The organism is Streptomyces sp. NPDC006516 (assembly GCF_040611875.1).
Taxonomy (GTDB): Bacteria; Actinomycetota; Actinomycetes; order Streptomycetales; family Streptomycetaceae; genus Streptomyces.
Genome location: NZ_JBEXPD010000008.1, coordinates 22,938 through 48,428, shown reverse-complemented (window position 1 = coordinate 48,428; position 25,491 = coordinate 22,938). Strand labels below are relative to the sequence as shown.

At 70.4% G+C, this 25,491-nt stretch carries 28 protein-coding genes; 11 read left to right on the top strand and 17 right to left on the bottom strand.

What is annotated here, in order from left to right; genetic code table 11:
* Positions 1-100 precede the first annotated feature (100 nt).
* Positions 101-556 (bottom strand): Lrp/AsnC family transcriptional regulator, encoded by a 456-nt coding sequence (locus ABZY45_RS21810; protein WP_356742167.1) that lies wholly within the window; start codon positions 554-556, stop codon positions 101-103.
* 122 nt (positions 557-678) lie between these two features.
* Between ABZY45_RS21810 and ABZY45_RS21805 the strand changes: the two genes are divergently transcribed.
* Positions 679-828: a hypothetical protein gene (locus tag ABZY45_RS21805; RefSeq protein ID WP_356742166.1), complete on the top strand. Its 150-nt coding sequence runs from the start codon at positions 679-681 to the stop codon at positions 826-828.
* Between the two features lie 10 nt (positions 829-838).
* On the opposite strand, the gene ABZY45_RS21800 is transcribed toward ABZY45_RS21805, so the two are convergent.
* Positions 839-1,504 (bottom strand): UbiX family flavin prenyltransferase, encoded by a 666-nt coding sequence (locus ABZY45_RS21800; protein WP_356742165.1) that lies wholly within the window; start codon positions 1,502-1,504, stop codon positions 839-841.
* 113 nt (positions 1,505-1,617) lie between these two features.
* Here ABZY45_RS21800 and ABZY45_RS21795 point away from each other — a divergent pair, with 113 nt between their 5' ends.
* The gene (locus tag ABZY45_RS21795; protein WP_356742163.1) at positions 1,618-2,220 is read left to right on the top strand and encodes a rhomboid family intramembrane serine protease; all 603 of its coding nucleotides are present in this window, start codon (positions 1,618-1,620) and stop codon (positions 2,218-2,220) included.
* On the opposite strand, the gene mqnP is transcribed toward ABZY45_RS21795, so the two are convergent.
* A complete protein-coding gene (mqnP, locus tag ABZY45_RS21790; protein WP_356742162.1) occupies positions 2,210-3,121 on the bottom strand; it encodes a menaquinone biosynthesis prenyltransferase MqnP in 912 nt (303 codons plus the stop codon). The two genes, ABZY45_RS21795 and mqnP, sit on opposite strands and share 11 nt — an antisense overlap.
* Positions 3,118-4,575: a menaquinone biosynthesis decarboxylase gene (locus tag ABZY45_RS21785; RefSeq protein WP_356742161.1), complete on the bottom strand. Its 1,458-nt coding sequence runs from the start codon at positions 4,573-4,575 to the stop codon at positions 3,118-3,120. Before ABZY45_RS21785 ends, mqnP begins: the two co-directional genes overlap by 4 nt.
* An 87-nt stretch (positions 4,576-4,662) precedes the next feature.
* Between ABZY45_RS21785 and ABZY45_RS21780 the strand changes: the two genes are divergently transcribed.
* Complete coding sequence (locus ABZY45_RS21780) at positions 4,663-5,070, top strand: PLD nuclease N-terminal domain-containing protein (RefSeq protein WP_356742159.1); 408 nt, start codon at positions 4,663-4,665, stop codon at positions 5,068-5,070.
* A 33-nt stretch (positions 5,071-5,103) separates the two neighbouring features.
* On the opposite strand, the gene ABZY45_RS21775 is transcribed toward ABZY45_RS21780, so the two are convergent.
* Positions 5,104-5,544 carry a MarR family transcriptional regulator gene (locus ABZY45_RS21775; protein WP_033301617.1) on the bottom strand — a complete coding sequence of 147 codons (441 nt, stop codon included), beginning with the start codon at positions 5,542-5,544 and terminating at the stop codon, positions 5,104-5,106.
* Between the two features lie 166 nt (positions 5,545-5,710).
* Here ABZY45_RS21775 and ABZY45_RS21770 point away from each other — a divergent pair, with 166 nt between their 5' ends.
* Entirely contained in the window at positions 5,711-6,406 is a 696-nt protein-coding gene (locus tag ABZY45_RS21770; protein ID WP_356742157.1) for a type 1 glutamine amidotransferase domain-containing protein, read from the top strand.
* A complete protein-coding gene (locus tag ABZY45_RS21765) occupies positions 6,403-7,731 on the top strand; it encodes an aldehyde dehydrogenase family protein (RefSeq protein WP_356742156.1) in 1,329 nt (442 codons plus the stop codon). Before ABZY45_RS21770 ends, ABZY45_RS21765 begins: the two co-directional genes overlap by 4 nt.
* A gap of 62 nt (positions 7,732-7,793) precedes the next feature.
* Here the strand turns inward: ABZY45_RS21765 and ccsB are convergent, their stop codons facing one another.
* The 7 genes from ccsB to hemL form a co-directional block, all read right to left on the bottom strand.
* On the bottom strand, positions 7,794-8,876 hold the full coding sequence (gene ccsB, locus ABZY45_RS21760) for a c-type cytochrome biogenesis protein CcsB (protein ID WP_356742154.1): 1,083 nt from the start codon (positions 8,874-8,876) through the stop codon (positions 7,794-7,796).
* On the bottom strand, positions 8,873-10,567 hold the full coding sequence (locus ABZY45_RS21755) for a cytochrome c biogenesis protein ResB (protein WP_356742152.1): 1,695 nt from the start codon (positions 10,565-10,567) through the stop codon (positions 8,873-8,875). Before ABZY45_RS21755 ends, ccsB begins: the two co-directional genes overlap by 4 nt.
* A 4-nt stretch (positions 10,568-10,571) precedes the next feature.
* Positions 10,572-11,345, bottom strand: coding sequence for a cytochrome c biogenesis protein CcdA (locus ABZY45_RS21750; protein WP_356742150.1), 774 nt, complete (start codon positions 11,343-11,345; stop codon positions 10,572-10,574).
* Positions 11,342-11,947: a TlpA disulfide reductase family protein gene (locus tag ABZY45_RS21745; RefSeq protein ID WP_356742149.1), complete on the bottom strand. Its 606-nt coding sequence runs from the start codon at positions 11,945-11,947 to the stop codon at positions 11,342-11,344. Before ABZY45_RS21745 ends, ABZY45_RS21750 begins: the two co-directional genes overlap by 4 nt.
* 67 nt (positions 11,948-12,014) lie before the next feature.
* A complete protein-coding gene (locus tag ABZY45_RS21740) occupies positions 12,015-13,271 on the bottom strand; it encodes a hypothetical protein (RefSeq protein WP_356742147.1) in 1,257 nt (418 codons plus the stop codon).
* 186 nt (positions 13,272-13,457) lie between these two features.
* A complete protein-coding gene (locus ABZY45_RS21735; protein WP_356742145.1) occupies positions 13,458-14,147 on the bottom strand; it encodes a histidine phosphatase family protein in 690 nt (229 codons plus the stop codon).
* Positions 14,144-15,451, bottom strand: a complete 1,308-nt coding sequence (gene hemL, locus ABZY45_RS21730) for a glutamate-1-semialdehyde 2,1-aminomutase (RefSeq protein WP_356742143.1) — start codon at positions 15,449-15,451, stop codon at positions 14,144-14,146. Before hemL ends, ABZY45_RS21735 begins: the two co-directional genes overlap by 4 nt.
* Positions 15,452-15,744: 293 nt before the next feature.
* Between hemL and ABZY45_RS21725 the strand changes: the two genes are divergently transcribed.
* The gene (locus ABZY45_RS21725) at positions 15,745-16,341 is read left to right on the top strand and encodes a hypothetical protein (RefSeq protein WP_356742141.1); all 597 of its coding nucleotides are present in this window, start codon (positions 15,745-15,747) and stop codon (positions 16,339-16,341) included.
* A 144-nt stretch (positions 16,342-16,485) separates the two neighbouring features.
* Here the strand turns inward: ABZY45_RS21725 and ABZY45_RS21720 are convergent, their stop codons facing one another.
* Positions 16,486-17,733, bottom strand: coding sequence for an MFS transporter (locus tag ABZY45_RS21720; protein ID WP_356742140.1), 1,248 nt, complete (start codon positions 17,731-17,733; stop codon positions 16,486-16,488).
* 120 nt (positions 17,734-17,853) lie between these two features.
* Here ABZY45_RS21720 and ABZY45_RS21715 point away from each other — a divergent pair, with 120 nt between their 5' ends.
* The 4 genes from ABZY45_RS21715 to ABZY45_RS21700 all read left to right on the top strand — a co-directional run bounded on the left by ABZY45_RS21715 (position 17,854) and on the right by ABZY45_RS21700 (position 20,280).
* Positions 17,854-18,813: a LysR family transcriptional regulator gene (locus ABZY45_RS21715; RefSeq protein ID WP_356742138.1), complete on the top strand. Its 960-nt coding sequence runs from the start codon at positions 17,854-17,856 to the stop codon at positions 18,811-18,813.
* A 13-nt stretch (positions 18,814-18,826) separates the two neighbouring features.
* A complete protein-coding gene (locus ABZY45_RS21710) occupies positions 18,827-19,180 on the top strand; it encodes an STAS domain-containing protein (RefSeq protein ID WP_356742136.1) in 354 nt (117 codons plus the stop codon).
* An 83-nt stretch (positions 19,181-19,263) separates the two neighbouring features.
* Positions 19,264-19,854 (top strand): ATP-binding protein, encoded by a 591-nt coding sequence (locus ABZY45_RS21705; protein WP_356742134.1) that lies wholly within the window; start codon positions 19,264-19,266, stop codon positions 19,852-19,854.
* Between the two features lie 48 nt (positions 19,855-19,902).
* A complete protein-coding gene (locus ABZY45_RS21700) occupies positions 19,903-20,280 on the top strand; it encodes an STAS domain-containing protein (protein ID WP_356742132.1) in 378 nt (125 codons plus the stop codon).
* Positions 20,281-20,287: 7 nt separating this feature from the next.
* Here the strand turns inward: ABZY45_RS21700 and ABZY45_RS21695 are convergent, their stop codons facing one another.
* From ABZY45_RS21695 to ABZY45_RS21680, 4 genes are all read right to left on the bottom strand, one after another.
* Complete coding sequence (locus ABZY45_RS21695) at positions 20,288-20,683, bottom strand: STAS domain-containing protein (RefSeq protein ID WP_356742130.1); 396 nt, start codon at positions 20,681-20,683, stop codon at positions 20,288-20,290.
* Positions 20,643-21,779, bottom strand: coding sequence for a cobalamin-dependent protein (locus ABZY45_RS21690; RefSeq protein ID WP_356742128.1), 1,137 nt, complete (start codon positions 21,777-21,779; stop codon positions 20,643-20,645). Before ABZY45_RS21690 ends, ABZY45_RS21695 begins: the two co-directional genes overlap by 41 nt.
* On the bottom strand, positions 21,776-23,446 hold the full coding sequence (locus tag ABZY45_RS21685) for a PP2C family protein-serine/threonine phosphatase (RefSeq protein WP_356742126.1): 1,671 nt from the start codon (positions 23,444-23,446) through the stop codon (positions 21,776-21,778). Before ABZY45_RS21685 ends, ABZY45_RS21690 begins: the two co-directional genes overlap by 4 nt.
* A 220-nt stretch (positions 23,447-23,666) precedes the next feature.
* A complete protein-coding gene (locus ABZY45_RS21680; RefSeq protein WP_356742124.1) occupies positions 23,667-24,851 on the bottom strand; it encodes a PP2C family protein-serine/threonine phosphatase in 1,185 nt (394 codons plus the stop codon).
* Positions 24,852-24,949: 98 nt separating this feature from the next.
* Here ABZY45_RS21680 and ABZY45_RS21675 point away from each other — a divergent pair, with 98 nt between their 5' ends.
* A complete protein-coding gene (locus ABZY45_RS21675) occupies positions 24,950-25,453 on the top strand; it encodes a MarR family transcriptional regulator (protein ID WP_356742122.1) in 504 nt (167 codons plus the stop codon).
* The last annotated feature ends 38 nt before the right edge of the window (positions 25,454-25,491 follow it).

Here is a 25,491-nt window from a genome sequence, read left to right as displayed (position 1 = left end):
TCCCCCGCCCTCCGGGCGCAGGCACCCCCGTCCGCCCGGCCGTGGCCAGGCCCTTCACGTCCGGATCGGGCGGAGTCCCGCGCGATCCGGACGGGAGGGCCTACGCCTCCTCGGGGAGTTCCCCGACCCGGTTCTCCCACTTGGTGGAGAGCACCACCGTCGTGCGGGTCCGGGACACGCCCTTGGTGCCGCTCAGCCTGCGGATGGTCTTCTCCAGGCCGTCCACGTCACCGACACGCACCTTGAGCATGAACGAGTCGTCGCCCGCGATGAACCAGCAGTCCTCGATCTCGGCGAGCTCCTTCAGCCGGTGCGCGACGTCCTCGTGGTCGGCGGCGTCCGAGAGCGAGATACCGATCAGCGCGGTGACGCCGAGACCCAGCGACGCGGCGTCGACGGTCGCGCGGTAACCGGTGATCACCCCGGCGGTCTCCAGCCGGTTGATGCGGTCGGTGACGCTGGGCCCGGAGAGCCCGACGAGCCGTCCCAGCTCGGCGTACGAGGCCCTGCCGTTCTCCCTGAGGGCCTGGATGAGCTGCCTGTCCACCGCGTCCATATGACTGAAACCTTCCATTGTTCAGCAGTACCGCGAGTTTACGTGTAGAATTTAAGGCACAACAGGGGTTACACCCTGTAAATCTTTCTCATCGCCCTAGAAACGCTTTCGAATCTTCAGGAGTGAACGACACCGTGTACTCGATCGAGATGGCCTACGCCCGGATGCGCGAGCTGCAGGACCTGGCCAACCGCTCGCGTGCCCACCAGCCCGCCGCCGCCCAGCGCGTCGACCGGACCCGCGCCCCGCGCGCGTTCAGGAAGAAGCGCTGACCCCTCGGGATCAGCCCCGGGAGGCTCCACCGAGCTCTCCCTCCCATCGGCGGTACAGCTGGTGCGGCACTCCCGCCGCGTCCAGCACCCGCCCGGCGACGAAGTCCACCAGGTCCTGGATGTGCGTCGCCCCCGCGTAGAACGCCGGAGAGGCGGGCAGCACCACGGCGCCCACCTCGTCGAGCGCGACCATCTGCTTCAGCGTCGAGCCGCTGAGCGGGGTCTCCCGCACGGCGACGACCAGCTTGCGCCGCTCCTTGAGCGTCACGCTCGCGGCCCGCTGAAGCAGATCCTTCGAGAGCCCCAGCGCCACCCCGGCCACACATGCCGTCGACGCCGGGACGATCAGCATCCCCTTGGCCGGGTACGACCCGGAGGACGGTCCGGCCGCCAGGTCACCCGCCGCCCAGTGGCGCACCGCGCCGATGTCCGGCCGGAAGGTGTCCGGCTTCCCGTCGGCGCCCCGTGCCAGCCAGTCGCGGAGGTCCTCCCGCCAGTGGGCGTCACGGAAGGCGATGCCCGTCTCGTCCAGGAGCGTGAGCCGCGAGGCCCGGCTGACGACCAGATCGACGCTCTCGCCCGCGGCGAGCAGTCCACGCAGCACCGAGGCCGCGAAGGGCGTGCCCGATGCGCCCGAGACCCCGACAATCCAAGGCCTACGCTGCTGCTGACTCATCGAAGTCCCGGCTCTCACACCACCGAGCCTATCCGGCGCGCCCTCACAGGAACCGGGCGAGGCCCCTCGGACGTTGCAACGGATGAGGGAACGGCGATGGACAGGGGGTGACCATGAGGGGCACACGCACGAGCGCCGCCGCGCGGGCCGTCACGGCCGGTGCGGTCATGGCGGCCTGGGTCGCGCTGCTGTGGGTGCTGGAGGGCATCGACACGGCGACGGGCCACTCCCTGGACTCCTACGGCATCAGCCCGCGCGAGCCGGCGGAGCTGGCCGACATCGTGCCGTCCGCTTTCCTGCACAGCGGCTGGGAACACGTGGCGTCCAACACCGTCCCGCTGCTCGTCCTCGGCTTCATCGCGGCGCTGGGCGGCGCGGGCAGGTTCGCCGCCGTGGTCCTCGTGGTGGTCCTGACGTCCGGTCTGGGTGTCTGGCTCACCGCGCCCGCGAACACCGTCACGCTGGGCGCGTCCGGCGTGGTCTTCGGCCTCTTCGGCTATCTGCTGGTCCGCGGCTTCGTCGACCGGCGCCCCCTGGACATCATCCTCGGCGTGCTCGTCGCCGCGGTCTACGGCTCGCTGCTCTGGGGCGTGCTGCCGACCGACTCCGGCATCAGCTGGCAGGGTCATCTCTTCGGCCTCATAGGCGGGGTGGTGGCGGCGTTCGCCTTCCGCCGCCCCCGCCGCCCCCAGGGGCCGGACTACGTCACGGTGTGAGGCCCCGCACCAGCAGGTCGAGGAGCGCGCAGGCGAACAGCGCGATCCCGATGAAGCCGTTGACGGAGAAGAAGGCCCGGTTCAGCCGCGACAGGTCATGGGGCCGCACGACCCGGTGCTCGTACACGAAGGCGACGGCGACGATCGCCATGCCGATCCAGTAGAAGATCTCCGCGTCCGTCGCGAGGCCGAACCACACCAGCAGCCCGGTTGTCACCACGTGGCAGACCCTCGCGCCCCACAGCGCGGCGGGGATGCCGAAGCGCGCGGGGAAGGAGAGCACGCCGTGGGCCCGGTCGGCCCGCACGTCCTGGCACGCGAAGATCAGGTCGAAGCCACCGATCCAGATGCCGACGGCCAGCCCCAGGATCACCGCGTCCCACGACCAGCTCCCGGTCACCGCCAGCCAGGCGCCGATCGGGCCGATGGCCTGGGCCAGACCCAGGATCGCGTGGGGGAAGTTCGTGAACCGCTTGCCGTACGGATAGACGATCATCGGCACGACGGCGACCGGCGCAAGCGCCAGACAGAGAGGGTTGAGCAGGGCGGCGGCGCCGAGGAAGAAGGCGAGGGCCACGATCGCCCCGGTCCACGCGGACCTCACCGTGACGGCACCGGTCACGAGCTCCCGGCCCTCCGTACGCGGATTACGGGCGTCGATCTCCCGGTCGATGATCCGGTTGGCGGCCATGGCGAACGTACGCAGCCCGACCATCGCGACGGTCACGAGCAGCAGCGTGCCCCAGTGGATGTTCTCGTCCAGCTGGAACATCGCGGTCAGCGCGGCGATGTAGGCGAAGGGCAGCGCGAAGACCGAGTGCTCGATCATCACCAGTCGCAGGAACGCGCGGGACTTGCCGCGCGGATGCGGGACAGCCGCCGCCGAGGCCGATGCGCTCACAGGCCGTACTCCTTCCACCGGCGGTCGACCTTCGCCGCCGTCTCCGGGTCGGACTCGACCATCTCCGGCCAGCCCCCGTCCCGCGTGTACCCCTCCTCGGGCAGCTTGCGCGTCGCGTCGATGCCCGCCTTGCCTCCCCAGAACTGCTGGTAGGAGGCGTGGTCGAGATGGTCGACCGGGCCCTCGGTGACCATCAGGTCGCGTGCGTAGTCGGTGTTCCCGAGCGCCCGCCAGGCGACCTCGTGCAGGTCGTGCACGTCACAGTCGGAGTCCACGACCACGATCAGCTTGGTCAGCGACATCATGTGCGCCCCCCAGATGGCGCTCATGACCTTCTGGGCGTGCTTCGGGTACTTCTTGTCGATCGAGACGATCGCGCAGTTGTGGAAACCGCCGGCCTCCGGCAGGTGGTAGTCCACGATGTCCGGAACGATGATCTTCAGCAGCGGCAGGAAGAAGCGCTCGGTCGCCCGCCCCAGCGGACCGTCCTCGGTGGGCGGCCGGCCCACGACGATCGACTGGAGCAGAGGGCGCTTGCGCATCGTCACACAGTCGATCTTCAGCGCGGGGAAAGGCTCCTGCGGGGTGTAGAAGCCGGTGTGGTCGCCGAAGGGGCCCTCGGGCAGCATCTCGCCCGGTTCCAGCCAGCCCTCGATGACGACCTCCGCCTGCGCGGGCACCTGGAGCGGCACCGTCTTGCAGTCGACCATCTCGATCCGCTTGCCCTGCACGAAGCCGGCGAAGAGGTATTCGTCGATGTCCCCGGGCAGCGGAGCCGTGGAGGCGTACGTGACCGCGGGCGGCGCCCCGAAGGCGATGGCCACGGGCAGCTTCTCACCGCGCCGGGCCGCGACCTGGTAGTGGTTGCGGCTGTCCTTGTGGATCTGCCAGTGCATCCCGATGGTGCGCTTGTCGTGGCGCTGGAGGCGGTAGAGCCCGAGGTTGCGGATGCCCGTCTCCGGGTCCTTGGTGTGCGTGAGCCCCAGGTTGAAGAAGGAGCCGCCGTCGCCGGGCCAGGTGAAGAGCGCGGGCAGCTGGTCGAGGTCCACGTCGTCACCGGTCAGGACGACCTCCTGGACCGGGGCGCTGTCGGACTTCACCTTCTTCGGCGGCAGGTGGGTCACCGCGCCGAGCTTCCCGAACGCCTCCCGGATCCCGACGAACCCCTGCGGCAGCTCCGGCTTGAGGAGGCCGCCGATCTTGTCGCTGATCTCGGAGTAGGACTTCAGCCCCAGCGCCTTGAGAAGCCGTCTGTCCGTCCCGAAGACGTTCATGGCAAGGGGCATGGACGCCCCCTTGACGTTCTCGAAGAGGAGCGCGGGGCCGCCCGCCTTGTTCACCCGGTCGACGATCTCGCCGACCTCCAGATACGGGTCGACCTCGGCCTTGATGCGCTTGAGATCGCCCTCGCGCTCCAGAGCCCGGAGCAGGGAGCGAAGATCGTCGTAAGCCATAACGTCCAGTATCTGCCACCGGCTACCCTGGGCCCGTCACCGGGGGCGGGACAGCGCCTCCCCATCTCATCGCGGGGGACCTTCACGATGCTCAGGGCCTTGATCTACCTTCTGCCGCTGGCACTGACGATCTACGCGTTCATCGACTGCCTGAACACCCCCGAGGACGAGGCGAAGCACCTGCCGAAGGTGGCCTGGGTCTTCATCATCCTGCTGTTCTGGATCGTCGGCCCGATCGTCTGGCTGGCCGCGGGCAAGATGCGCACGCCGCCCACCGGGGGCCGTACGCCTTCGGAGTGGCACCGCTCCCACCGCACCACCTGGGTGGCACCGGACGACAACCCGGACTTCCTGAAGTCGCTGAAGGGCGAGAACAAGAAGGACGAGTCGCTCCTCAAGGACTGGGAGGCGGACCTGCGCCGCCGCGAGGAGGAGATCAAGCGCCGGGAGAACGGCGCCGGCCCCGAGGGTCCGACCCCGCCGGCAGGCTCATGACGTCCCCCTCATGAGGGCGTCCTCGTGAGGGGCCTATGAGGACAGCAGTCGCCCCAGCCGGTCGAGCAGGGGCAGCAGAGCCGTGCGCTCCTCGGGGGTGAGCGCCTCCAGCGCGCCGTGCACCACGCGCATCTCGGCGCGGATGCGGTGCGCCAGCTCGGTGCCTTCCGCGGTGCGGGAGGCCACCTTGGAGCGGCGGTCGCCCGGCGCCGGGGTGCGCGTGACCAGGCCGCGGGCCTCCATGCGGCCGATCAGGCCGGTCGCGTTGGACGCGTCGCACACCAGATGACTGGCCAGGGCACTCATGGGCATGGGTTCGTTGAGGGCGATCAGCGCCCTCGCCTGCGAGGTACTGAGGCCATGACGGCCGGCGACGGCGGTGAGGTCGTCGTGGTGGCCGCGGACGACCACCGCGAGCGGTTCCAGCAGTTCGTCCGGAGTAGGGACGGCGCGGGGTGCCGGTTCCGTGGTCATGGTCGGTCATCCTTCGATCGGTACGTGCTCCGGAGGCCCGGGCCTCTGTCCGCCACGCACCCGCATTCATTTGACATGCTCAACTTTGGGCCGTTACATGAACGGTATTGCTTGAGCATATCAAGCTTCATGTCTCATGTGCCTCGCGTCTCGTAGGGAGCCCCCCATGCCCTCCGTACTCTTCGTCCTCACCGGTGCCGACCACTGGACCCTGAACGACGGCACCACCCACCCCACCGGCTTCTGGGCCGAGGAACTCGCCGCACCGCACCGCGTCTTCACCCAGGCGGGTTACGACATCACCGTCGCCACCCCGGGCGGTGTCGCCCCCACCGTGGACGAGGCCAGCCTGGCCGCCGAGGCCAACGGCGGCCAGGAGCGGGCCGACGCCGTGGCCTCGTACCTCGCCTCGATCGACGAGACGCTTCGCATCCCGGCGCGGCTCGAGGACGTCGTCCCCACCTCGTACGACGTCGTCTTCTACCCCGGCGGACACGGTCCCATGGAGGACCTGGCCGTCAACGCGGTGTCCGGCCGGCTGCTCACCGCCGCCCTCGACAACGGCACGCACGTCGGCGTCCTGTGCCACGCCCCCGCCGCCCTGCTGCCCGCCCGGCGTGAGGACGGCAGCTGGCCCTTCGCCGGCTACCGCCTGACCGGCTTCAGCAACGCCGAGGAGACCCAGGCAGGGTTCGCCGCCAAGGCACCCTGGCTGCTGGAGAACCGGCTCGTGGAACTCGGTGCCCAGTACTCCGCCGCGGACCCGTGGGCGGTGCACACCGTGCACGACCGCAATCTGCACACCGGCCAGAACCCCGCCTCCTCGGAACAGCTGGCGCGCGAGATCGTGGCGGCCCTGTGAGCCCCGCCGGCGCCCGTACCACCGAGTCCCCCGCCGATGTCGTCGCACGGCTCCGCGCCGCCTTCCGCACCGGACACACCAGGGACCTCGCCTGGCGTGAGGACCGGCTGGCCCGGCTGCGCGCGCTCCTGACCGAGCGCGGTGACGAACTGGCCGAAGCGCTCCACGCCGATCTCGGCAAGAGCCGCAAGGAGGCCTACCGGACCGAGATCGACTTCACGGTCCGCGAGATCGACCACACCCTCGAACACCTGGCGCAATGGCTGCGCCCGGAGCCCGCCCCCGTACCGGCGGTGCTCGCCGGAGCCACCGCGAGCACTGTGCGGGACCCGCTCGGGGTCGTCCTCGTCATCGCGCCCTGGAACTACCCGGTGCAGCTGCTGCTCGCCCCCGTCGCCGGCGCGCTGGCCGCGGGCAACACCGTGGTGGCGAAGCCCAGCGAGCTTGCGCCCGCCACCTCGGCCGTCATAGCGAGGCTGCTGCCGGAGTATCTGGACCGCGACACGGTCACCGTGGTGGAGGGCGGGGTGCCGGAGACCACCGCGCTGCTCGCCGAGCGCTTCGACCACATCTTCTACACGGGCAACGGCACGGTCGGCCGGATCGTGATGGCCGCTGCCGCGCGCCACCTCACCCCCGTCACCCTGGAACTGGGCGGCAAGTCGCCCGCGTTCGTCGACCGCGGCACGGATCTGAGGACGGTGGCCGCCCGGCTGGTCTCGGGCAAGTTCCTCAACGCCGGCCAGACGTGCGTGGCCCCGGACTACGTCCTGACCGACCCGGAGACCGCCCCCGCACTGGAGGAGGCGCTCGCCGCCGCGGTCGAGGGCCTGTTCGGCGCGGACCCGTCGGTCCACCCCGAGTACGGGCGGATCGTGAACGAGCGGCACTTCGACCGGCTCGTAGGCCTTCTCGGCTCCGGCCGTACGGTGACCGGCGGCACCCACGACCGTGGGACGAAGTACATCGCGCCGACCGTGCTGGCCGACGTGGCGCCGGACTCGCCCGTGATGCGCGAGGAGATCTTCGGCCCGGTCCTGCCGGTCCTCACCGTGGAGGGGCTCGACGAGGCCGTCGCCTTCGTCAACGGCCGGGACAAGCCGCTGGCGCTGTACGCGTTCACCGAGGACCCGGCGGTCCGGGAACGGCTGCTGACCGAGACCTCGTCCGGCGGCGTGGGCCTCGGGCTCCCGCTGGCCCATCTGACCGTGTCGGACCTGCCGTTCGGCGGGGTCGGCGAGAGCGGCATGGGCAGCTACCACGGCCGGTACTCCCTGGACACCTTCAGCCACCGCAAGGCGGTCCTGGACACCCCGCTCGGCTGACGGCCGTACACGCCACGAGGCGCGACCGCTCCGGTGCGGTCGCGCCCTCGTGGCCGTGACGGTCAGACCCCGGCGTAGGAGTGCTTGCCGGTGACGAAGATGTTCACGCCGTAGTAGTTGAAGAGCCAGCAGCCGAAGGCGACGAGCGCCAGGTAGGCGGCCTTGCGGCCCTTCCAGCCGGCCGTCGCGCGGGCGTGCAGGTAGGCGGCGTACGCGACCCAGGTGATGAAGGACCAGACCTCCTTGGGGTCCCAGCCCCAGTAACGGCCCCAGGCGTCGCCCGCCCAGATCGCGCCCGCGATGATCGTGAACGTCCACAGCGGGAAGACCGCCGCGTTGATGCGGTAGGCGAAGGTGTCCAGCGACTTCGCGGCAGGCAGCCGCTCCAGGACCGAGGTGGCGAACTTGCCGGGGGTCCCGCCATTCGCGATCTTGTTCTCGTAGCTGTCGCGGAAGAGGTACAGCAGCGTGCCGACGGCCCCGAGGTAGAACACGGCGCCGCAGATGATGGCCGTCGAGACGTGGATCCACAGCCAGTAGGAGTGCAGGGCAGGTACCAGCTGGTCGCTGTCGGTGTAGAGCGTGGTGGTCGCGATGCCGAGGTCGAGCAGCACCGTGGTGACCAGCATCAGGCCGATCCAGCGGACGTTCTTCCGCAGCGCCAGCAGGAGCAGGTAGGCGCCGACGGCCACCGTGGAGAAGGTGATCGAGAACTCGTACATGTTGCCCCAGGGGGCACGCTGCACCGACAGGGCGCGCGCGACGACCCCGCCCGCCTGGACGGCGAAGGCGAGCACGGTCAGCGAGACCGCGATGCGCCCCCACAGGTCGCCCTTGACGGTGCCGCCCGCCGCACCGGGACCGTCCGGTACGTCGCGGTCACCCGCGGCCGAACGCGTGATGATCTTGGGCCGTTCCAGCACGGCGGTGCCGCCCTGCTGCGCGACCCGCACCGTGACGGCGCCGGTGCCGGCGGCCGAGTCCTTCTTCAGCGCTGCGGCCGTGCGGCCGACCTTGCTGCGGCTGCCGAACACCCACTCCGCGATGTGCGCGAAGAAGGCCAGGGTGTAGACGGCCATCGACGAATAGATCAGCGTGTTGCTGACATTCGCCAGGTTCTCGTTGGTTGCGGCGGCGAGATTCACTTCTCAGCCCCTTCGGCAGGCTCTTCGGAGGGTTGTGCGGACTCGGGTTCGGGGTCGGGCGCGGTCGGCGCCACGGTGTTGAGCGTGACGGCGAGGTCCGCCAGCTCCTCGGGAAGCTTCGCGGACTCACTGCGGCCCAGGCCGGCCATCTCGACGACGGTAGTCCCGTCAGGTCCCTGCACGGCCCGCACCCACACCCGGCGGCGCTGGATGAAGAGCGAGCCGGCGAGTCCGGCGATGGCCGCGACGGCGCCGGTGAGGGCCCAGCCGCTGGCGGGCTGACGTGAGATCTGGAAGCTGGCCCACTCCTCGACACCCTCGAAGGTGATCGAGCCGGCGCCGTCGGGCAGCTGCATGGTCTCGCCGGGGCGGAGCCGCTTCTTGAGCTGGTCCCCGTTGCTGTCCTTGAATTCCTTCATCTTGGACGTGTCGAGCTGGTAGACGTTCTGCGGCAGCCCCGAATCCACGCCGAGGCTGCCGTGATAGCCGTTGAGCGCGAGGACGGGGTAGTCGAGGCCGGGGTACTGCGAGAACATCGTGCCCTGGCCGTCACCGGCGAAGGTCGGCACGAAGAACGCCTGGAAGCCCAGCTGCGACTTCTTGCCGTTCTTGTCCTTGTAGCCGTCCATCACCTTGATGGCACCGGTCGAGGTGACGTTGTTGTCGATGGGCAGCAGCGGCACCGCGCTCCGGTAGACCTCCTTGCCCCTGCCGTCCTTGACCGAGAGGACCGGGGCGTAGCCGTGCGCGTTGAGGTAGACCTTCGTACCGTCGACGACGAGCGGCTTGTTGACCTCGATGACCTTCTTCCTCGCCTTGCCGTCCGCGCCCTCGGCGTACGTCACCCGGGCCTCGTAGGTCCGGGGTGTACCGCGCTGGGGACCGCTGCGCTCGTACGTGCCGACGAAGTCCTCGAGGTCGAAGCTGAAGGGGGCGAGGTCGTCGTCGTCGAAGAGCGAACCGGACTTGAAGTCGTCGTACTGGGTGATGGTGTTGGCGAACCCGTCGCCCTCGACGACGAGCTTGCCGCCCTCGGACTTGAAGAGCTGTCCACAGCCGAACGCCACGAGCATGACGATCAGCGCGATGTGGAACAGGAGGTTCCCGGCCTCGCGCAGATAGCCCTTCTCGGCGGCCACCGCGTCACCGACGGCGTGCGAGCGGAAGCGCCGCTTGCGCAGGATGGAGAGCGCGGCCTCGCGGACCTGCTCGGGCGCGGCGTCGGTGCGCCACGTGGTGTAGGCGGGCAGCCGGGTCAGCGTCCTCGGCGCGCCCGGCGGGCGGCCACGCAGCTGCCCGACGAACTGCCAGGTGCGCGGGACGATGCAGCCGATCAGCGAGACGAACAGCAGGATGTAGACCGCGGAGAACCACACCGAGCTGTAGACGTCGAACAGCTGCAGCTTCTCGTAGACCGGGGTGAGCGTGGTGTGGGCCTCCTTGAAGGTCTGCACCTTCAGTTCGTCCACGCTGTTCTGCGGGATCAGCGAGCCGGGGATGGCGCCGAGGGACAGCAGGAACAGCAGGATCAGCGCGACCCGCATCGAGGTGAGCTGCCGCCAGAACCACCGGGCCCAGCCGATGACGCCCATCGAGGGCACGGCGGCGGCGGACTCCTCGCGCGGGGCGGTGGAGAGCTGCTCCCCGGCCCGGCCGAGGTCGCGCTCGTCCGTGGTGTTCGTGTTGCTCATGGACTCAGATCCCCACAGTGAAGCCGTTGGACCAGACCTGCATCTCCTGGATGAGCACGTCCCACGCACCCGTCAGCAGGAGAATTCCGGTCACGATCATCATGCCGCCGCCGATCCGCATGACCCATGCGTAGTGGCGCTTGACCCAGCCGAACGCGCCGAGCGCCCGGCGGAAGGCGATCGCCGCCAGGACGAAGGGGACGCCGAGCCCGAGGCAGTACGCCACCGACAGGACCGCCCCGCGCCCGGCGGTCGCCTGGTCGAAGGCGAGCGCGTTGACGGAGGCGAGCGTCGGGCCGAGGCAGGGCGTCCAGCCGATCCCGAAGAGGGCGCCGAGGAGCGGTGCCCCGGCCAGCCCGGTCACCGGCCGCTTGTGGATGCGGAACTCGCGTTGCGTCATCCAGGGCAGGAGCCCCATGAAGAAGATCCCCATGAGGATCATCAGTGCGCCGAGGATCTTGGAGAGGGTCCCGCTGTACTCCTGGAGCGTCTGGCCGAAGAAGCCGAAGAGCGCGCCGCCCGACACGAACACGGCGGTGAAGCCCAGGACGAAGAGCGAGGCGCCGGCGACAGTCCTGCCCCGTCGGCTCTCGGCGAGATCGGCGCCGCTGACGCCGGTGACGTAGCTGAGGTAGCCGGGCACGAGCGGCAGGACGCACGGTGAGAAGAACGAGACGAGCCCGCCGAGCAGAGCGATGGGCAGCGCCACTATGAGGGCCCCGCTGACCACCGTCTCGTTTCCACCGGTGGTCGCGGCCAGCTGGAGTGCGGGGGTCACTTCTCTGCGACCAGCGGGTCGATCATCTCGTGCAGCTTCGTGGCGTCGAGCGCCGCGAGCGAGCGGGCGGCGAGCTTCCCCTCGCGGTCGACGACCACGGTCGACGGGATGGCCTTCGGGTTCAGCGTGCCCTTGGGGAAGCGCAGGAGCTGCTTGCCCGTCGGGTCGTAGAGGCTCGGGTAGGTGACCCCGAAGTCCTCCTCGAAGCTGACCGCGAGCGACTTCTGGGGGTCGCGGGTGTTGACGCCGACGAACTGCACGCCCTGGTCCTTCATCTCCTCGGAGACCTTCACGAAGTGCTTGGCCTCCGCGCGGCAGGGACCGCACCACGATCCCCAGAAGTTCAGGACGACGACCTTGCCCTTGTAGTCGGAGATGTCCAGGGTCGTACCGTCCAGGGCGGGGCCCGCGAGCTTCGGCGCGTCGGTGCGCTCACCCTTGGCGACGGTGGAGATCCCGCCACTGCCGGTGACGAAGTTCGTGTTGCCGCCGCCGCCCGCCCGACTGCCCTCCCCGCCGCACGCGGACAGGGTCAGGGCACCGGCCACGACGGTGGCGGCGAGCAGGGTGGAGCGGCGTCGGGGTGCACGGCCAGAGCTCATGTGAAAAGTTTCGCATGGCAGTTCCAGGGATCTTCCGCACCCCCCTCGGTGCCCGTGAAGCCCCTTGTCAGGCCTGTTTGAAGAAGGCGTTCCAGCCACCCTCGGGCGCCTCTCCGACCTGAAGGGTACGAAGCTTCGCGAGCACCGCCGGATCCTGTACGTCGAGCCAGTCGACGAACTGCCGGAAGGAGACGAGGCGCACGTCCGGCTTGCCCGCGATCTGCTTGAGGACCTCTTCCACGGCGTCCATATAGATGCCGCCGTTCCACTCCTCGAAGTGGTTGCCGACGTAGAAAGGCGCGCGGTTCGTCTCGTAGGCGCGCTCGAATCCCGCGACATAGGCCCCGGTGGCCTGGGTGCGCCAGCCCGGATAGCGCGACGGCATGCCGTTGGTCGAATTCTTCGACTGGTTGGCGAGGATGTTGTAGTCCATGGAGAGGACTTCGAAGCTGTGCCCGGGGAACGGAATGCCCTGGAGCGGAAGATCCCATACTCCCTGGCGCTTCTCGGGCCACATCTGGAGTCCGCCGGGCGAGCTCGCGTCGTAGCGCCAGCCCAGCTGCTTCGCGGTGGGCAGCAGATTGTCCTGGCCGAGCAGGCACGGGGTGCGGCCCCCCACCAGTTCCTTGCGGTAGTCGAACGGCAGGGGTTCGAGATCCTGCCAGCCGGTGTTCGTCCGCCATTCGGTGACGAACGAGACCGCCTGATCGATCTCGCTCCGCCATTGCTCGGGCGTCCAGTTGCCCACGGATCCGGAACCGCCGCAGAAATGCCCGTTGAAGTGTGTCCCGATCTCGTGCCCGTCCAGCCACGCCTGGCGGACGTACTTCAGGGTCTGCTTGACGTGGTCGTCGGTGAGATAGCCGATGTCGGACGCGCCCCGCGGGTTGTTAGGCGGCTGGTAGAGGGACTTCTTCGACTCGGGCAGCACATACAGGCCGGAGAGGAAGAAGGTCATCGCCGCGTCGTGTTCCCGGGCGAGTTCGAGAAAGCGCGGGAAGAGTCCGTTGCCGACCTCGCCCGCCCCGTCCCAGGAAAAGATCACGAACTGCGGGGGCGTCTGACCGGGTTCGAGCGGGACGGGGGCGGCGGGCTGGTTCGGCTGCTTTCCGGTGTCGGCCGTGGAACCGTCCCCGATGAGCCGGACGCGTTTTTCGGGAGAACCTCCGCCATTCCCGTGCGTCCCTTTGCCGCCCTTGGGACCCTTCCCTGGCTCCGGCTCGCCGCCTTCCGGGGAACCGAGGGAGCCGCAGCCGGTCATCGACAGTGCGGCTGCGGCTCCGAGTCCGGCCCCGAGCAGGCCCCTTCGGTTGATTTCACGCATAGCGTCCCCATCTGCGGTCGTATTACCTCAATGCCATACAAACTGGCGATGGCTTAGATGAGGAAAACAACACGACGGTTCCGCTGATAATCACAAAAGTTGTCACGTGAACAGACCCTTACAGGTGCTGCACATGACAGTCAGAACAGCGCACCCGCGAGCGTCCGGGGCGCGGGTGGCGAGGAGCTATGCCCCGAACGCCTTCGACTTGCCCTTGACCGGCTTCGCACCCGCGAGCAGGTGCGCCGGGACCAGGTCCCGGGCCGGCTCGGTGTATCCGACGGACACGATCTTGTCGCCCTGGTACGTGAAGCTCGTCAGCGAGGCCAGGGTGCACTGCCGCTTCCGCGGGTCGTGCCAGAGCCTGCGCCGCTCCACGAAGCTCCGCACGATCCAGATCGGCAGCTGGTGGCTGACGCAGACCGCCTCGTGCCCCCGCGCGGCGTCGCGCGCCGCGTCCAGCGCGCCCATCATCCGCACGACCTGCTCGATGTACGGCTCGCCCCAGGACGGCTTGAAGGGGTTGGTGAGGTGCTTCCAGTTCTCGGGCCTGCGCAGGGCGCCGTCGCCGACCCCGAAGGTCTTGCCCTCGAAGACGTTGGCCGCCTCGATGAGGCGCTCGTCGGTGGCCAGCTCCACGTCGTGCGACTTGGCGATCGGCGTGGCCGTCTCCTGGGCGCGCTCCAGCGGAGAGGCCACGACGTACGTGATGTCGCGCTTCTCCAGGTGCTCGGCGACCCGGTCGGCCATCCGGCGGCCGAGCTCGGACAGGCTGTAGCCGGCGCGGCGCCCGTAGAGCACTCCGTCGGGGTTGTGCACCTCACCGTGGCGCATCAGATGGACGACGGTGATGTCCTTCGCACTGTTCTCGCTCATGCGGTGGCCTCCGATGCGGCACGGGCGGCGGCGGGAAGCGCCTCGGCGATCCGCTCCACCGCCCGCTGGTCGTGAGCGGTGGAGACGAACCAGGACTCGAACGCGGACGGGGGCAGATACACGCCCTGCTCCAGCATCGAGTGGAAGAAGGCCGTGAAGCGGAAAGCTTCCTGCTTCTTCGCGTCCTCGTAGTCACGGACCGGCTCGTCGGTGAAGAACACGGAGAACATGTTGCTCGCCGCCGACACCGTGTGCGCGACACCGGCCTTGGTGAACGCCTCGCCCACCAGGGAACGCAGCTCCGCGGAGACCGCGTCGACCTTCGCGTACGCCGCGTCGTCGAGCAGCCGGAGCTGGGCGAGGCCCGCGGCGGTGGCGACGGGGTTCCCGGAGAGGGTGCCCGCCTGGTAGACGGGACCGGCGGGGGCGAGGTGCGCCATCACGTCGGCACGGCCGCCGAAGGCCGCGGCGGGGAAGCCGCCGCCCATGACCTTGCCGAAGGTCATCAGGTCGGGTCGCACCCCGTCGATGCCGTACCAGCCGGCCTTCGACGTGCGGAAGCCGGTCATCACCTCGTCGGAGATGTACAGCGCGCCGTCGGCCGCGCAGATCTCCTTCAGGCCGGCGTTGAAGCCGTCCAGCGGCGGGACGACGCCCATGTTGCCCGGCGACGCCTCCGTGATCACACACGCGATCTCGCCCGGCTGCGCGGCGAAGGCGGCGCGCACGGCCTCCAGGTCGTTGTACGGCAGCACGATCGTGTCGCCCGCCTGCGCCCCGGTCACCCCGGGCGTGTCGGGGAGGCCGAAGGTGGCGACCCCGGAGCCGGCGGCGGCGAGCAGCGCGTCGACGTGCCCGTGGTAGCACCCGGCGAACTTCACGACCTTGGAGCGCCCGGTGAAGCCACGGGCCAGCCGGATCGCCGACATGGTCGCCTCGGTGCCGGACGACACCAGCCGCACCTGCTCGACGGGCTCGATCCGGGCCACGATCTCCTCGGCGAGAGCGACCTCCCCCTCACCCGGCGTACCGAAGGAGGTGCCGCGGGCCACCGCGGCCTGGACGGCGGCGGTGACCTCGGGGTGCGCGTGGCCCAGGATCATAGGGCCCCACGAACACACGAGGTCGACGTACTCACGGCCGTCGGCGTCGGTGAGGTACGGACCCGTACCGGACACCATGAACCGGGGCGTACCGCCCACGGCACGGAAGGCGCGCACGGGAGAGTTCACGCCACCGGGCGTCACGTGGGACGCACGGTCGAAAAGCGTCTGCGAAACTGGGGCTTCGTATGAATAGGCCACTTTGGTCCTGATCTGCGATTCGGGGTTCAGGGGGGTCTGACGGGAATTCCCGGCAGCCGGTGAGCAGGGAGCGCGCTCTCCCCGTATGAGGCTCGTACAACGAAAGGGCGTCAGTCTCCTCGCGTCTGCGAAACTGGGGCGTCATAGGGAAAGCTCACACATGCCATGGTGTCAGAGGCATCGACGGTCTTGCGGACAGGTGTTTCACCGCACGCCCGTGGGGGAGGTCACTGACGATGATCGGGTTGCGCGGCGGGGCTGTGTCTCCTAAGAAGTAGTCGGGTGGATGAGATATGCATCGCGGTGGCGGAGTGGGCGAAGGGACCGACGACCTGGGGCCCGAGCCTGCCCGGCGAGGGCGGCACCGGCGTAAGGCCGAACGCGAGGCCGAGCGCGTACGGGACGCCAGGGCCGGCGACGTCGACGGTTCGGGGAGCAGGAGCAGTGGACGGGTGGGGGTGACCTACAAGTACTTCGGGGCCCCTGACGGGGCCACCGCCGCACGTGTGCCCATTTCCATGCGCCCCGAGGAACTGGGCGGCGACGAGCTGGGCATGGGCGGCATGTTCAGCAAGATCAAGCCCGAGACGGTGGCGGCCATGGTCCTCACCGGCATACAGGGCATACCCCTGAACAAGGTCCCCCCGCTGGAGCTGGTCGTGCTCCATCCCGACTACGCGGTGGTCAAGCTGCCGATGACCGTGGTCGACCCGCTGCGGGACGTCGGCGAGGAATCCGTCGGCGCGGCGGCCTTCATCTGGTCCACGGTCCCGGACCGCGGCGGACCGCGCGACGCGTTCAACGTCTACCAGCTGCTCCACGAGTGGCAGGACTTCTCCCACCGGCTGCATGAGGCGGGACACCAGCCGTACTGCCTCGTGTGGCCGTGACGCGGGATTCCGCCCGGCGCGAGCGGGCCGGCGCGGCGCCCGCACCGGGAACGCTCCTGGCGCCGCAGTGCGTCACAGGGCGGGGAACCCGGCGGGCCCCACGGTGCGTCACAGGGCCGGGAATCCGACGGGCCCCACGGTGCGTCACAGGGCCGGGAGACCGCCGGGCGCTTCGGCCGGACGGGGAGCGGACATGTCTGCCCGCGTGGGCAGCAGCAGCGGGGTCGCGAGCAGGAGCACTCCGGACAGGGTGATCGCGGTGAGCGGGCCGGTGAGTGTGGCGAGGAGGCCCCACCCCACCATCAGCGAGGCCTGTACGAGCTTGCCGACGGCGCTCCACGTGGCGAGGACACGGGCCGTGTGATCAGCGGGTGTCCTGCGCAGACGCTCCGTCGCGTGGACCGGGTTGAAGACGCCCATGCAGGTGATCAGCAGTCCCTCGACGACGATCACGGTGAGGAGCCCTGCGGCTCCGGGGCCGACGAAGGCCAGGCCGAGCGGGAAGAGCGCTCGTAGCCGGCCCGAGACGATCATGACCCGGTACCGGCCGTAGCGGTTCACCAGGCGCGGGGAGAGCCGGGCGCCCACGAAGCCGCCGAGTGCCGGGACGCCGAAGGCGAGGCCGTACTGCCAGGCCGGGTAGTGGTACCGGTCCAGCAGGAGGACGGCCAGGAGCGGGGCGGTGGCCATGATCAGGCCGCCGACCAGGACCGAGTTGAGGAACAGCCGCCGCAGCACCCGGTCGCTGAGGATGAACCGCCAGCCGCCGGGAAGACCTGACCGGCGCGGATCGCCGGCCCGCTCGCGCCGTACCGCGACATCGCTGCCGCGGATGCGGAGGACCGCGAGCGCGGACAGCAGATAGCTGAGAGCGTCCGCCATGACGGTCACGACCGGGCCCAGCAGTCCGACGAGCGCGCCGCCGAGAGGCGGGCCCGCCGCCGTCGCGACCCAGCTCGTGCCCTCGAACCTCCCGTTCGCCACCAGGAGGTGCTCCCCATGGAGGAGGTGCTTCAGGTGTGCGCCGGACGCGGCGGTGAAGGCGATGCCCGCGGTGCCGGAGACGACCGACACAACCAGCAGTTGGGCATAGGTCAGGACACCGACGGCGTACGCCAGCGGGAGACTCGTCATCGCGGCGAACCGGACGAGGTCCGCCGCGATCATCACGGGCCGCTTGGCCCGGTGCTCCACCCACGGCCCGAGGGAGAAGGCGACGACCGCCGCGACGGCGAGCCCGGCCGCCTCCAGGAACGCCACGGCGAAGGCCGAGGCGTGCAGCACCCGCACCGCGATCAGCGGGAACGCACCGAAGGCGATCCACGTGCCGTACGTACTGACGGCGTAGGCCGACCACAGCAGACCGAAATCGCGACCCAGCCGCGCACGCATGCGACTCCTCACTCCCTGCGGTGCCCGTCCCCCGCATCACACCGGCCGCGCCCAGCCGGGATCAAACAACCGGCTCGCGGGTGGCTACAACCATCGGTTGTGCATCCGTAGGCTGGTCCGATGGATACCGAGGCGGTGCGTACATTCGTCCGCGCGGCCGAGCTCGGGCAGCTGCGACACGCGGCCGACGAGCTCGGCGTGACGCAACAGGCCGTGTCGAAACGGATCGCGGCCCTCGAGCGGGAACTCGGTGTCCGGTTGTTCACCCGCACCCCGAAGGGGGTCGAACCGACCCTCGACGGACAGGCGTTCCTCCCGCACGCCCGGGGCATCGTCACGGCAGCCGAGCGCGCCGTGACCGCGATCAGGCCGGGCTCACGGGCCCTGCGGATCGACGTCCTCGGCCTGCGATCCGCGCAGGCCGTCGTCCTGCACGACTACTGGCGGTCGCGCCCCGGGACCGAGCTCGACGTGGTGACCCTCCGGGCCGACGATCCGCGCGTCGCCGTCTCCGCCGTCCGGGCGGGCGACGTCGACGCCTCGTTCCGCTCGGTCACCGACCCGGCGACGCTGCCGCGCGACGTGCGGATGATCCACGCGTTCGACTCCCCGCTGGAACTCCTCGTCGGCCCGAAGCACCCGCTCGCCTCCGCCCGGCGTCTGACACCGCCCCAGCTGCGCCGGCACCGGATCTGGGTGCCGGGCATCGCGCCGCTGAGCGAGTGGGCGGACTTCTACGATCAGCTCGTCACCGCGTTCGGCCTCCGTGTCGACGCCGCGGGCCCCAACTTCGGCAACGAGGTACTCCTCGACATCCTCGCGGACTCCCCGGACGTCGCGACCCTCGTGGGCTCGCGTGACCGGTACCTCTGGCCGGCCGGCCACGACCTGCGCCGCATCCCGATCGCCGGTCCGACGCTCGCGTACCCGCTCTCGCTCCTCCTCCCCCGGGTGAATCCGCACCCGGGGCTGCGTGCGGTCGTCGGTCATCTCGCAGGCCTGGCACCGCTCCCCGGGCCGGTGTGGCGGCCCTCCTGGGCCCTGTCACCGCGTCCGCTCCCCGCCACTCCCGCCATGTAGCAAGATATGACGCATGTCGGCAGATGAACTGCGTGTGGTCGTGGAGACCACGGACGACGGTGTCGTCGTGATACGTGTGCGAGGGAGCCTCGACGGATGGACCGGTCCCTCCGGTCTGGTCGAGGCACTGGAGAAGGCTGCCGACGCCGGCGGGCGGCTGACCGTGGCCGATCTGTCCCGGCTGGAATTCGCCGACTCCACAGGGCTGCACGCCCTGCTGAACGCCCAGCGCCGGCACACCGAGGCGGGGGTGCGGCTGGTGCTGGCGGGCCCCCTCGCCACCGGAGTGCACCGGCTCTTCGAGGTCTCGGGCACCCTCGGCGCCTTCAGCTTCGCGGACACGGTGGACGCGGCGCTCACATGCTGACCCCCGCGTCCGGCCCTTCCGGAGCCACGCCGCCCGGACCGCGGACGAATGACTCCGGCCTCTTCGGGCAGGCGCAGGGTGTCATGAACGGGGAGCGAGAAGTGCTGCACGACGGCGTGAGTCCGGCCGATGGGCCGGAGGAGGCCGCCGCCACACCTGCCCCGACGGCCCCGGCGGACCAGGAAGCCGAGAAGCCGGCCGCGACGGACCTGCCGGAAGCCCCGGCGGACGGGACCGAGCCGCGGCCACCAGCGAGCGGAAACGGTCCGCGGGAACCCGCGGACGGGAACGACCCGCCCGACGTGCCGCGGAACGCGGCCGCCGCGCGTGCCGTCGTCACCCGGCTCCTGGAAGCGTGGTTCCACGGACAGGCCGGGGAAGGCCCGGCCGAGGTCGTGCTGGCGGACGCCTTGCTGGTGACCTCGGAACTGGTCACCAATGCTGTCCGGCACGGCGGCGGACTCACCGGCTTCACGGCGGAGATCACCGACGACGGGCTCCTCCTGACCGTCGCCGACGCCAGCCCCGAGGCGCCGGTGGTCACCGAACGCGACCCGGCCACCGCTCCCATCGGCGGTTACGGATGGCCCCTGGTGCGCCGCCTGACGGAGTGGGTGTCGGTGAGGCACCACCTCGACGGCAAGGACGTCGTCGCCCTGATCGCCCTCGTCTGAGCGGGATGTCGGTGCGTGCGGGCATAGGCGGTTGGCATAATTTCCCGCATGGTCCGTGAGCCTCTCGACAACTCCACGCCCCCCGCGTCGACGGTGGTGGCGGCCGAAGGTGAGATCAACGGCTGCTGGGTCGTCCGGGCGCGCGGCGAGATCGACTCCGACAGCGTCGATCCGCTGTTCATCGCCCTCTGGCAGGCCGTGGCCGGGTACGACGTCGTGGTGCTGGAGGCCTCCGCGATCACGTTCGCGGACTCCTCCTTCCTCAGCCTTCTCATCGAGACGCACCAGCGGACGCAGCTGCGGATCGCCGCCCCGGGCACGGCCGTGACGCGGCTCCTGCGGACTGCGGGCGTCGACCGGGTGATCCGCACGTACCCCACCCTCGACGCGGCCCTCGACGCGCCCCCGTCCGCCCGGCCCGCGTGACACGGCGTCAGCCCGAGGGTGCGGACGGTGGGCCGTCCTCCACGTGAGCCTGCCCCGCGAGCCGGCCCGGACCGCGCGGGCCGAATATCTGCCGTATGCCGGTGATCTCCAGGATCCTGCGGAGGAACGCCGGCTGGTCCACCAGGTGCAGCCCCACGCCCCGGGACGTGGTGGCGCGGTGGATCATCAGAAGGCTGGACACGCCCATCGAGTCGCACAGCCGTAGCTGCGCGCAGTCCAGGACCAGGTCGCGCACGCCCGGGTCGGCCGCGAGGCAGGCCCGGGCGCGCTCCACGAGCTGCTCGCTCGTGTCGTGGTCCAGATCACCTGCCAGGCGCAGCCGGACGGCTCCCGGCACGGCTTCAGTGGTCAGGGAGAAGGGCGGGCTGGTCAGATCTGTCATCCGAGGCTCCGGAAGAGGTATGGCCGGCCGGTGCCAGGAGCGCGTCCAGCGCCGTGCGCGCCTGGTCGATCAGCCGGGTGGATCGGGGGAAGTCCTTGAGTTCCGTCCCCAGGACGTCGAGGACCGGCCGCAAGGACCCGGCCGGGACGCCGCGGGCGCCGAGGATTCCCCCGGTCCAGGTCAGGAAACCGGCGAAGAGGTCGTCGTCGTCCATGTAGAGGGCCACGCCCAGGTGTTCGACGATGTGGGAGATGTCCTGCGCCGTGTGCTCGCGCTGCTGCTCCGTGTACGCCGCCGACTCGGGGAACCGGCTCTCGAGCTGGGCCAGCACCTCACGGACGAGCTGGGGTCTGCTGCGGACCACGAGGGTGTACTCCTGGTCCCCCAGGTGTGGCAGGTCGTCTATCTGCTGCCTGCCGACGGCCATGAGCGGGACCTCGATGCCGTCCGCGATGCGGTGCGCCGCGGAGCGTGCGTCGGGCGCCCAGGCGTCGGCGCCCAGCCTGCGCGCGTACCGTCCGGCCGGTCCGAAGGCCGCTCCGCCCGCCAGCACCGGCACGCCCACGGCCTGGCAGGCGGTGATCGCCGCGTGCGCGGCGGGCAGCCGGGTGGGGATCGAGGAGGACAGCGCGACGACGTCCGCGCCGTAGGTGTGCAGATGCGCGATGAGGTGCGGTGTGGGCACCTGTGCGCCGAGGAAGTCCACCTGCCACCCGCGCAGTGTCAGCACCTCGGACAGCAGACGGGCCGGCAGGACGTGCCACTCCTGGTCCACACAGGCCACGGTGACCCGCCCCAGCCTCGGCGTGGCACGCGCGGCGGGGCGGTGGTGGGCGAGCGCGGCGATGATCCGTTCGGCGATGGCGCTGGCCGCGTGTTCCTGAGCGACGCTCAGGCGGTTGGCCGCCCACTCGGCGCCCACCCGCGCCTGTACGGGAGCGATGACGTCCAGCAGCACGGTCTCGGCGTCGATCCCGTCGTCGAGGGCCGCGAAGAGCAGCTCGGCGGCGGCGCGTTCGTCCCGCCCGGTCACCGCGGTCCACAACGCGTCCTGGAGGCCGCGCAGCCGGGGCGCGGCAGGGGTGTGCGTGTTCATGCCGTGTACCTGCCCCGGGTGTGCCCGTCCACCGCGCTGAGGTGGGTGGTCGGCGGAGCGGTGATCGCGACGAGTGCCATGTCGTCGTGTCTGCCGTCCTGCAGCCACTGGGACGCGAGCATCTGCACACGCTCGACCACGGCCTGGCCGGGCATGCCCGCACACTCCGACATGACACGCATGAGCCGTTCCTCGCCGAACAGTTCGTCGCCCAGAGGGCCCCCGCGCGCCTCCGTGACGCCGTCGGTGTAGAGCAGGCAGGTCTCGCCGGGATCGAGGTGGGTCTCCACCGTGCGGGCCTCGATGTGGGGCAGCGCCCCGACCAGGGTGCCGCGGGTGTCGATCGCGTCGACCCGCCCGTCGTTGCGGACCACCAGGGGGGAGGGGTGGCCGGCGGAGGTGAGTCGGAGCCGCACGCGGTTCTCCACGCGCTGGACCGAGGCCAGCACCAGGGTCGCGAAACGGGTGTGGTGCGAGTTGAGGAGTGCCCCGTTGAGCAGTCGCAGCATGCGTTCGTGGTCGCCCGCCATCGGCGTCAGCGCCTGCAGCGTGTTGCGGATCTTGCCCGTGAGCACGGCGGCGTCCAGGCCCTTGCCGCAGACGTCACCGAGGACCGCGAGCGAGGCGTCCTCCTGTGTACTGCCCGGGTGTACGTCGTAGAAGTCACCGCCCACCCTGTCGCGCGCCGCGGCGGGCTGGTAGCCGCCGGCGAACTCGACGCCGTGTACGGAGTGCAGCTGTGGAGGCAGCAGGTCCCGCATGAGGGTCCGGGTTATGTCGCTCTGCTCGGCGTACAGCCTCGCGGCGGACAGGGCGGCGCCGGCCCTGGCGGCGAACAGCCGGGCGAACACCTCTTCGTTCGCGTTGAACTCGACGGACCCCGCGCTGCGCAGCAGCACCAGGACGCCCGCCGGGACGCCGTGGCCGGGGAGGGGGGTGACGGCGGCCGACCCGACGGGGCCGGTGAAGTCGTCCGGGATGAGCCAGTCGGGCAGCGACGCGGGGTCGATCCACCGGGAGGGTACGGGCGGGAAGCCCTGGAGGGCCTCACTCAGGCCGGGCACCTGGGAGGGATCGGCCGTCACCGTTCCGCGGACAGGGGCCCGGCCACCGACCGCGTACGCCATGGGCAGTTTCCGGCCCGCGGCGGGAGCGACGACCACGGCGGCGTCGGCGAGGTGCTGGGAGGCCAGTTGGGCGGTGGCGCCCATGCAGCGGTCGGTGTTCAGCGAGGCCAGCAGGACGTTCGACGCCTCGGCCAGGAAGGTGGTGCGCTCCCGCTCCGCGGCCAGTGCCTCCTCGGCGAGCCGCCGGTCGGTGTCGTCGACCAGCCACCACACCACGTTCCCGTCCACCCCGGGCGTCGGATGCGCCTCGAAGCTCTGCGCGCCGATCTCCCCCCGGTACACGGGCCGGCGGGGTTCCCCGCCGGGAGGATCGACGGGATCCACCGTCTCCTCGTGGGCACGTGCCAGCCAGTACGGCACCGCCTGTGCCAGCGTGGTGCCGGGCGCGGCGCCACCCATCAGAGAGGCGGCGATCGGGTTGACGTCGACGACGACCCCCGTACTGTCGGCGATGATCACCGGATACGGGGCAGCGCCCCAGACGTCGGACACGGACCGGGGATGTGTCTTCGTGGCGATGTGTTCCTTCGGAGGAGCCATGAGGGGGGACCCGCCATGAGCGAGTCGCACCACCTTCCAACTGGACGAAAATTACTTTCCCTTCGGCAACCATTGCCCACAAGCGGTGCGGATGGCAACCCGCTCCCTGGGTGGCGAGGGTCTCGCGGCGGGTCCACACATCAGCCCTGACGGGTTTCTTCACGGCGAGCACACAGTTCGGGCCCGCCCCGGCGCACCGCGCGGAGGGCGGGCCCTTCTGTCAGCGTTCCCCTGGACGGCCGTGCCAGTCGAGGCACAGGACCAGCGCGTCGTCCAGGGCCGGACCGTCGCCCCGGTGACCGAGCAGCGTCTCCAGCACGGCGCGCGGCACCTGGGACGCGGGCAGGAGACGCGTCTCGGTGATCGCCCTGGCCAGGGCGCGCAGGCTGTACTTCTCGCCGGTGGGTGACAGGGCGTCGTACACCCCGTCGCTCACGAAGAACAGCCGGTCGCCGGGCTCCACCGTGAAGTCCTGCACCGTGTAGACCGTGTCCTGGAACATGCCCAGCGGCATCTGGGCCTCCAGCTCGACGGCTTCGACGACTCCCGCGCGCAGCCGCCAGATCCGCGGTGACCCCGCGTCGATGATCTCCACGTTCCCGGTGGGCAGATCGAAGCGGAGCAGCAGGGTCGCCAGATGCCGGCTTCCGTGATGCTGGCCGTAGACGGCCTGGTCGGCCAGGTACGCCTGATCGGCCAGCCCCAGGCCGGCCCGCCGGGCGTTGCGCAGGGCGTTGACGGCCAGATTGGTGAGCAGCGCGGCCTCGATGCCCTCGCCCATACCGTTGTTGACGGTCAGTACGAGTTCGTCCGCCGTCGTGGACCAGTCGAAGCTGTCGCCGTGAATGGCGTACGCGGGCTGGAGCTGGGCGCCGATGCTGTACTCGTCGCGGGTACAGGAGCGTCCCGGCAGGAGCTGCCACTGCATCTCCGCGGCCAGGGTCAGGCGCTCCGCCCTGCGGGCCTGGAGGAAGAGGTCGGTGTCCCGCTCGGCGACGACGACCTCGTGGGCCAGCGCCTGTGCGCAGCCCAGCAGGTCGTCCAGCGCGTCGCCGCCGGGACCCGTACCGTCGCCGTCGGGCAGAGTGACACTCAGCACTCCCAGGCGGTCGCCCCGGACGGTGACCGGCAGGTGCACCGTCGTGGTCGAGGACTCCGGGTCGTGCACGCAGTGCGGCTCCTGCGCGCCGAAGGCCCTTCCGGCATCGCTGCCGTGGACCGGCATGGGGCCGCGGGGGTGATTCATGTCACTTACGGGCTGAAGCCGGGACGTCGCGTAGTCGGCCAGCAGCAACTCCACCCCCAGGGCCTGGTGTCGCAGCTCGATCTGGGTGCGCAGCACCTCGACGATCCGGTGGGGCGCGGCCTCACGCATCAGGCGTTCGACCGCGCTGGGTCTGTCCACTTGTACTGGTCTCGCTTTCCTTGACATATCTTCGAATGCACAGTCGCTCACACCGGCCGGCAGGCACGGCCCACAGAGAGCTCACTCGGGAGTGTCACATGCGCGAGGATTCCGTCCCGGACGCCCAGGACGCACCGGACGGCTCCCTCGACGCCGGGCACCTGCTGGAACTCCTCGAGATCGCGTGGGAACGCGGCCGGGACGCCTTCGACACGGCACCGGTCTCACCGACCCAGACCCGGGTGATGTACGTCGTCGAGCGGGAGCCGGGCATCAACATGCGCGACCTGGGACGTCACCTCGCGATGGCGGCGCCCTCGGTGAGCCGGCTGTGCGACCGGCTCCAGGCCACCGGCTTCCTCCGCAGGACGCCCAGGGCGGAGGACCGCCGCGAGATGGAACTGCGACTCACCGAGGTCGGCCGGGCACACCTGCGCATGCTCAGGCACCGGCGCGAGCAGTACCTTCGCAAGACCATCGGCGAGATGCCCCCGGCCGCCCGCCACGCGCTGACCGCCGGCCTCTCGGCGTTCTGCGAGGCGGCCGGCGGACCGCCGCTGGCGGCGAGCCGCCCCCCGCACGAGCGCCGGCGTACCGCATAGGCAGCGCGTCCCGGGGACCCGCCACGGCCCGGCGACGA

What these genes read in the sequence shown, in the direction of transcription:
- ABZY45_RS21705 (WP_356742134.1), top strand. Translation starts at nt 19,264, where the DNA reads ATGAACGGGGAGCGAGAAGTGCTGCACGACGGCGTGAGTCCGGCCGAT.
- ABZY45_RS21785 (WP_356742161.1), bottom strand. Translation starts at nt 4,575, where the DNA reads ATGGCTTACGACGATCTTCGCTCCCTGCTCCGGGCTCTGGAGCGCGAG.
- ABZY45_RS21710 (WP_356742136.1), top strand. Translation starts at nt 18,827, where the DNA reads ATGTCGGCAGATGAACTGCGTGTGGTCGTGGAGACCACGGACGACGGT.
- ABZY45_RS21685 (WP_356742126.1), bottom strand. Translation starts at nt 23,446, where the DNA reads ATGGCTCCTCCGAAGGAACACATCGCCACGAAGACACATCCCCGGTCC.
- ABZY45_RS21755 (WP_356742152.1), bottom strand. Translation starts at nt 10,567, where the DNA reads ATGAGCAACACGAACACCACGGACGAGCGCGACCTCGGCCGGGCCGGG.
- ABZY45_RS21795 (WP_356742163.1), top strand. Translation starts at nt 1,618, where the DNA reads ATGAGGGGCACACGCACGAGCGCCGCCGCGCGGGCCGTCACGGCCGGT.
- ABZY45_RS21735 (WP_356742145.1), bottom strand. Translation starts at nt 14,147, where the DNA reads ATGAGCGAGAACAGTGCGAAGGACATCACCGTCGTCCATCTGATGCGC.
- ABZY45_RS21720 (WP_356742140.1), bottom strand. Translation starts at nt 17,733, where the DNA reads ATGCGTGCGCGGCTGGGTCGCGATTTCGGTCTGCTGTGGTCGGCCTAC.
- ABZY45_RS21780 (WP_356742159.1), top strand. Translation starts at nt 4,663, where the DNA reads ATGCTCAGGGCCTTGATCTACCTTCTGCCGCTGGCACTGACGATCTAC.
- ABZY45_RS21700 (WP_356742132.1), top strand. Translation starts at nt 19,903, where the DNA reads ATGGTCCGTGAGCCTCTCGACAACTCCACGCCCCCCGCGTCGACGGTG.
- ABZY45_RS21810 (WP_356742167.1), bottom strand. Translation starts at nt 556, where the DNA reads ATGGACGCGGTGGACAGGCAGCTCATCCAGGCCCTCAGGGAGAACGGC.
- ABZY45_RS21690 (WP_356742128.1), bottom strand. Translation starts at nt 21,779, where the DNA reads ATGAACACGCACACCCCTGCCGCGCCCCGGCTGCGCGGCCTCCAGGAC.
- ABZY45_RS21800 (WP_356742165.1), bottom strand. Translation starts at nt 1,504, where the DNA reads ATGAGTCAGCAGCAGCGTAGGCCTTGGATTGTCGGGGTCTCGGGCGCA.
- ABZY45_RS21695 (WP_356742130.1), bottom strand. Translation starts at nt 20,683, where the DNA reads ATGACAGATCTGACCAGCCCGCCCTTCTCCCTGACCACTGAAGCCGTG.
- ABZY45_RS21725 (WP_356742141.1), top strand. Translation starts at nt 15,745, where the DNA reads ATGCATCGCGGTGGCGGAGTGGGCGAAGGGACCGACGACCTGGGGCCC.
- ABZY45_RS21740 (WP_356742147.1), bottom strand. Translation starts at nt 13,271, where the DNA reads ATGCGTGAAATCAACCGAAGGGGCCTGCTCGGGGCCGGACTCGGAGCC.
- ABZY45_RS21745 (WP_356742149.1), bottom strand. Translation starts at nt 11,947, where the DNA reads ATGAGCTCTGGCCGTGCACCCCGACGCCGCTCCACCCTGCTCGCCGCC.
- ABZY45_RS21770 (WP_356742157.1), top strand. Translation starts at nt 5,711, where the DNA reads ATGCCCTCCGTACTCTTCGTCCTCACCGGTGCCGACCACTGGACCCTG.
- ABZY45_RS21675 (WP_356742122.1), top strand. Translation starts at nt 24,950, where the DNA reads ATGCGCGAGGATTCCGTCCCGGACGCCCAGGACGCACCGGACGGCTCC.
- ABZY45_RS21715 (WP_356742138.1), top strand. Translation starts at nt 17,854, where the DNA reads ATGGATACCGAGGCGGTGCGTACATTCGTCCGCGCGGCCGAGCTCGGG.
- ABZY45_RS21775 (WP_033301617.1), bottom strand. Translation starts at nt 5,544, where the DNA reads ATGACCACGGAACCGGCACCCCGCGCCGTCCCTACTCCGGACGAACTG.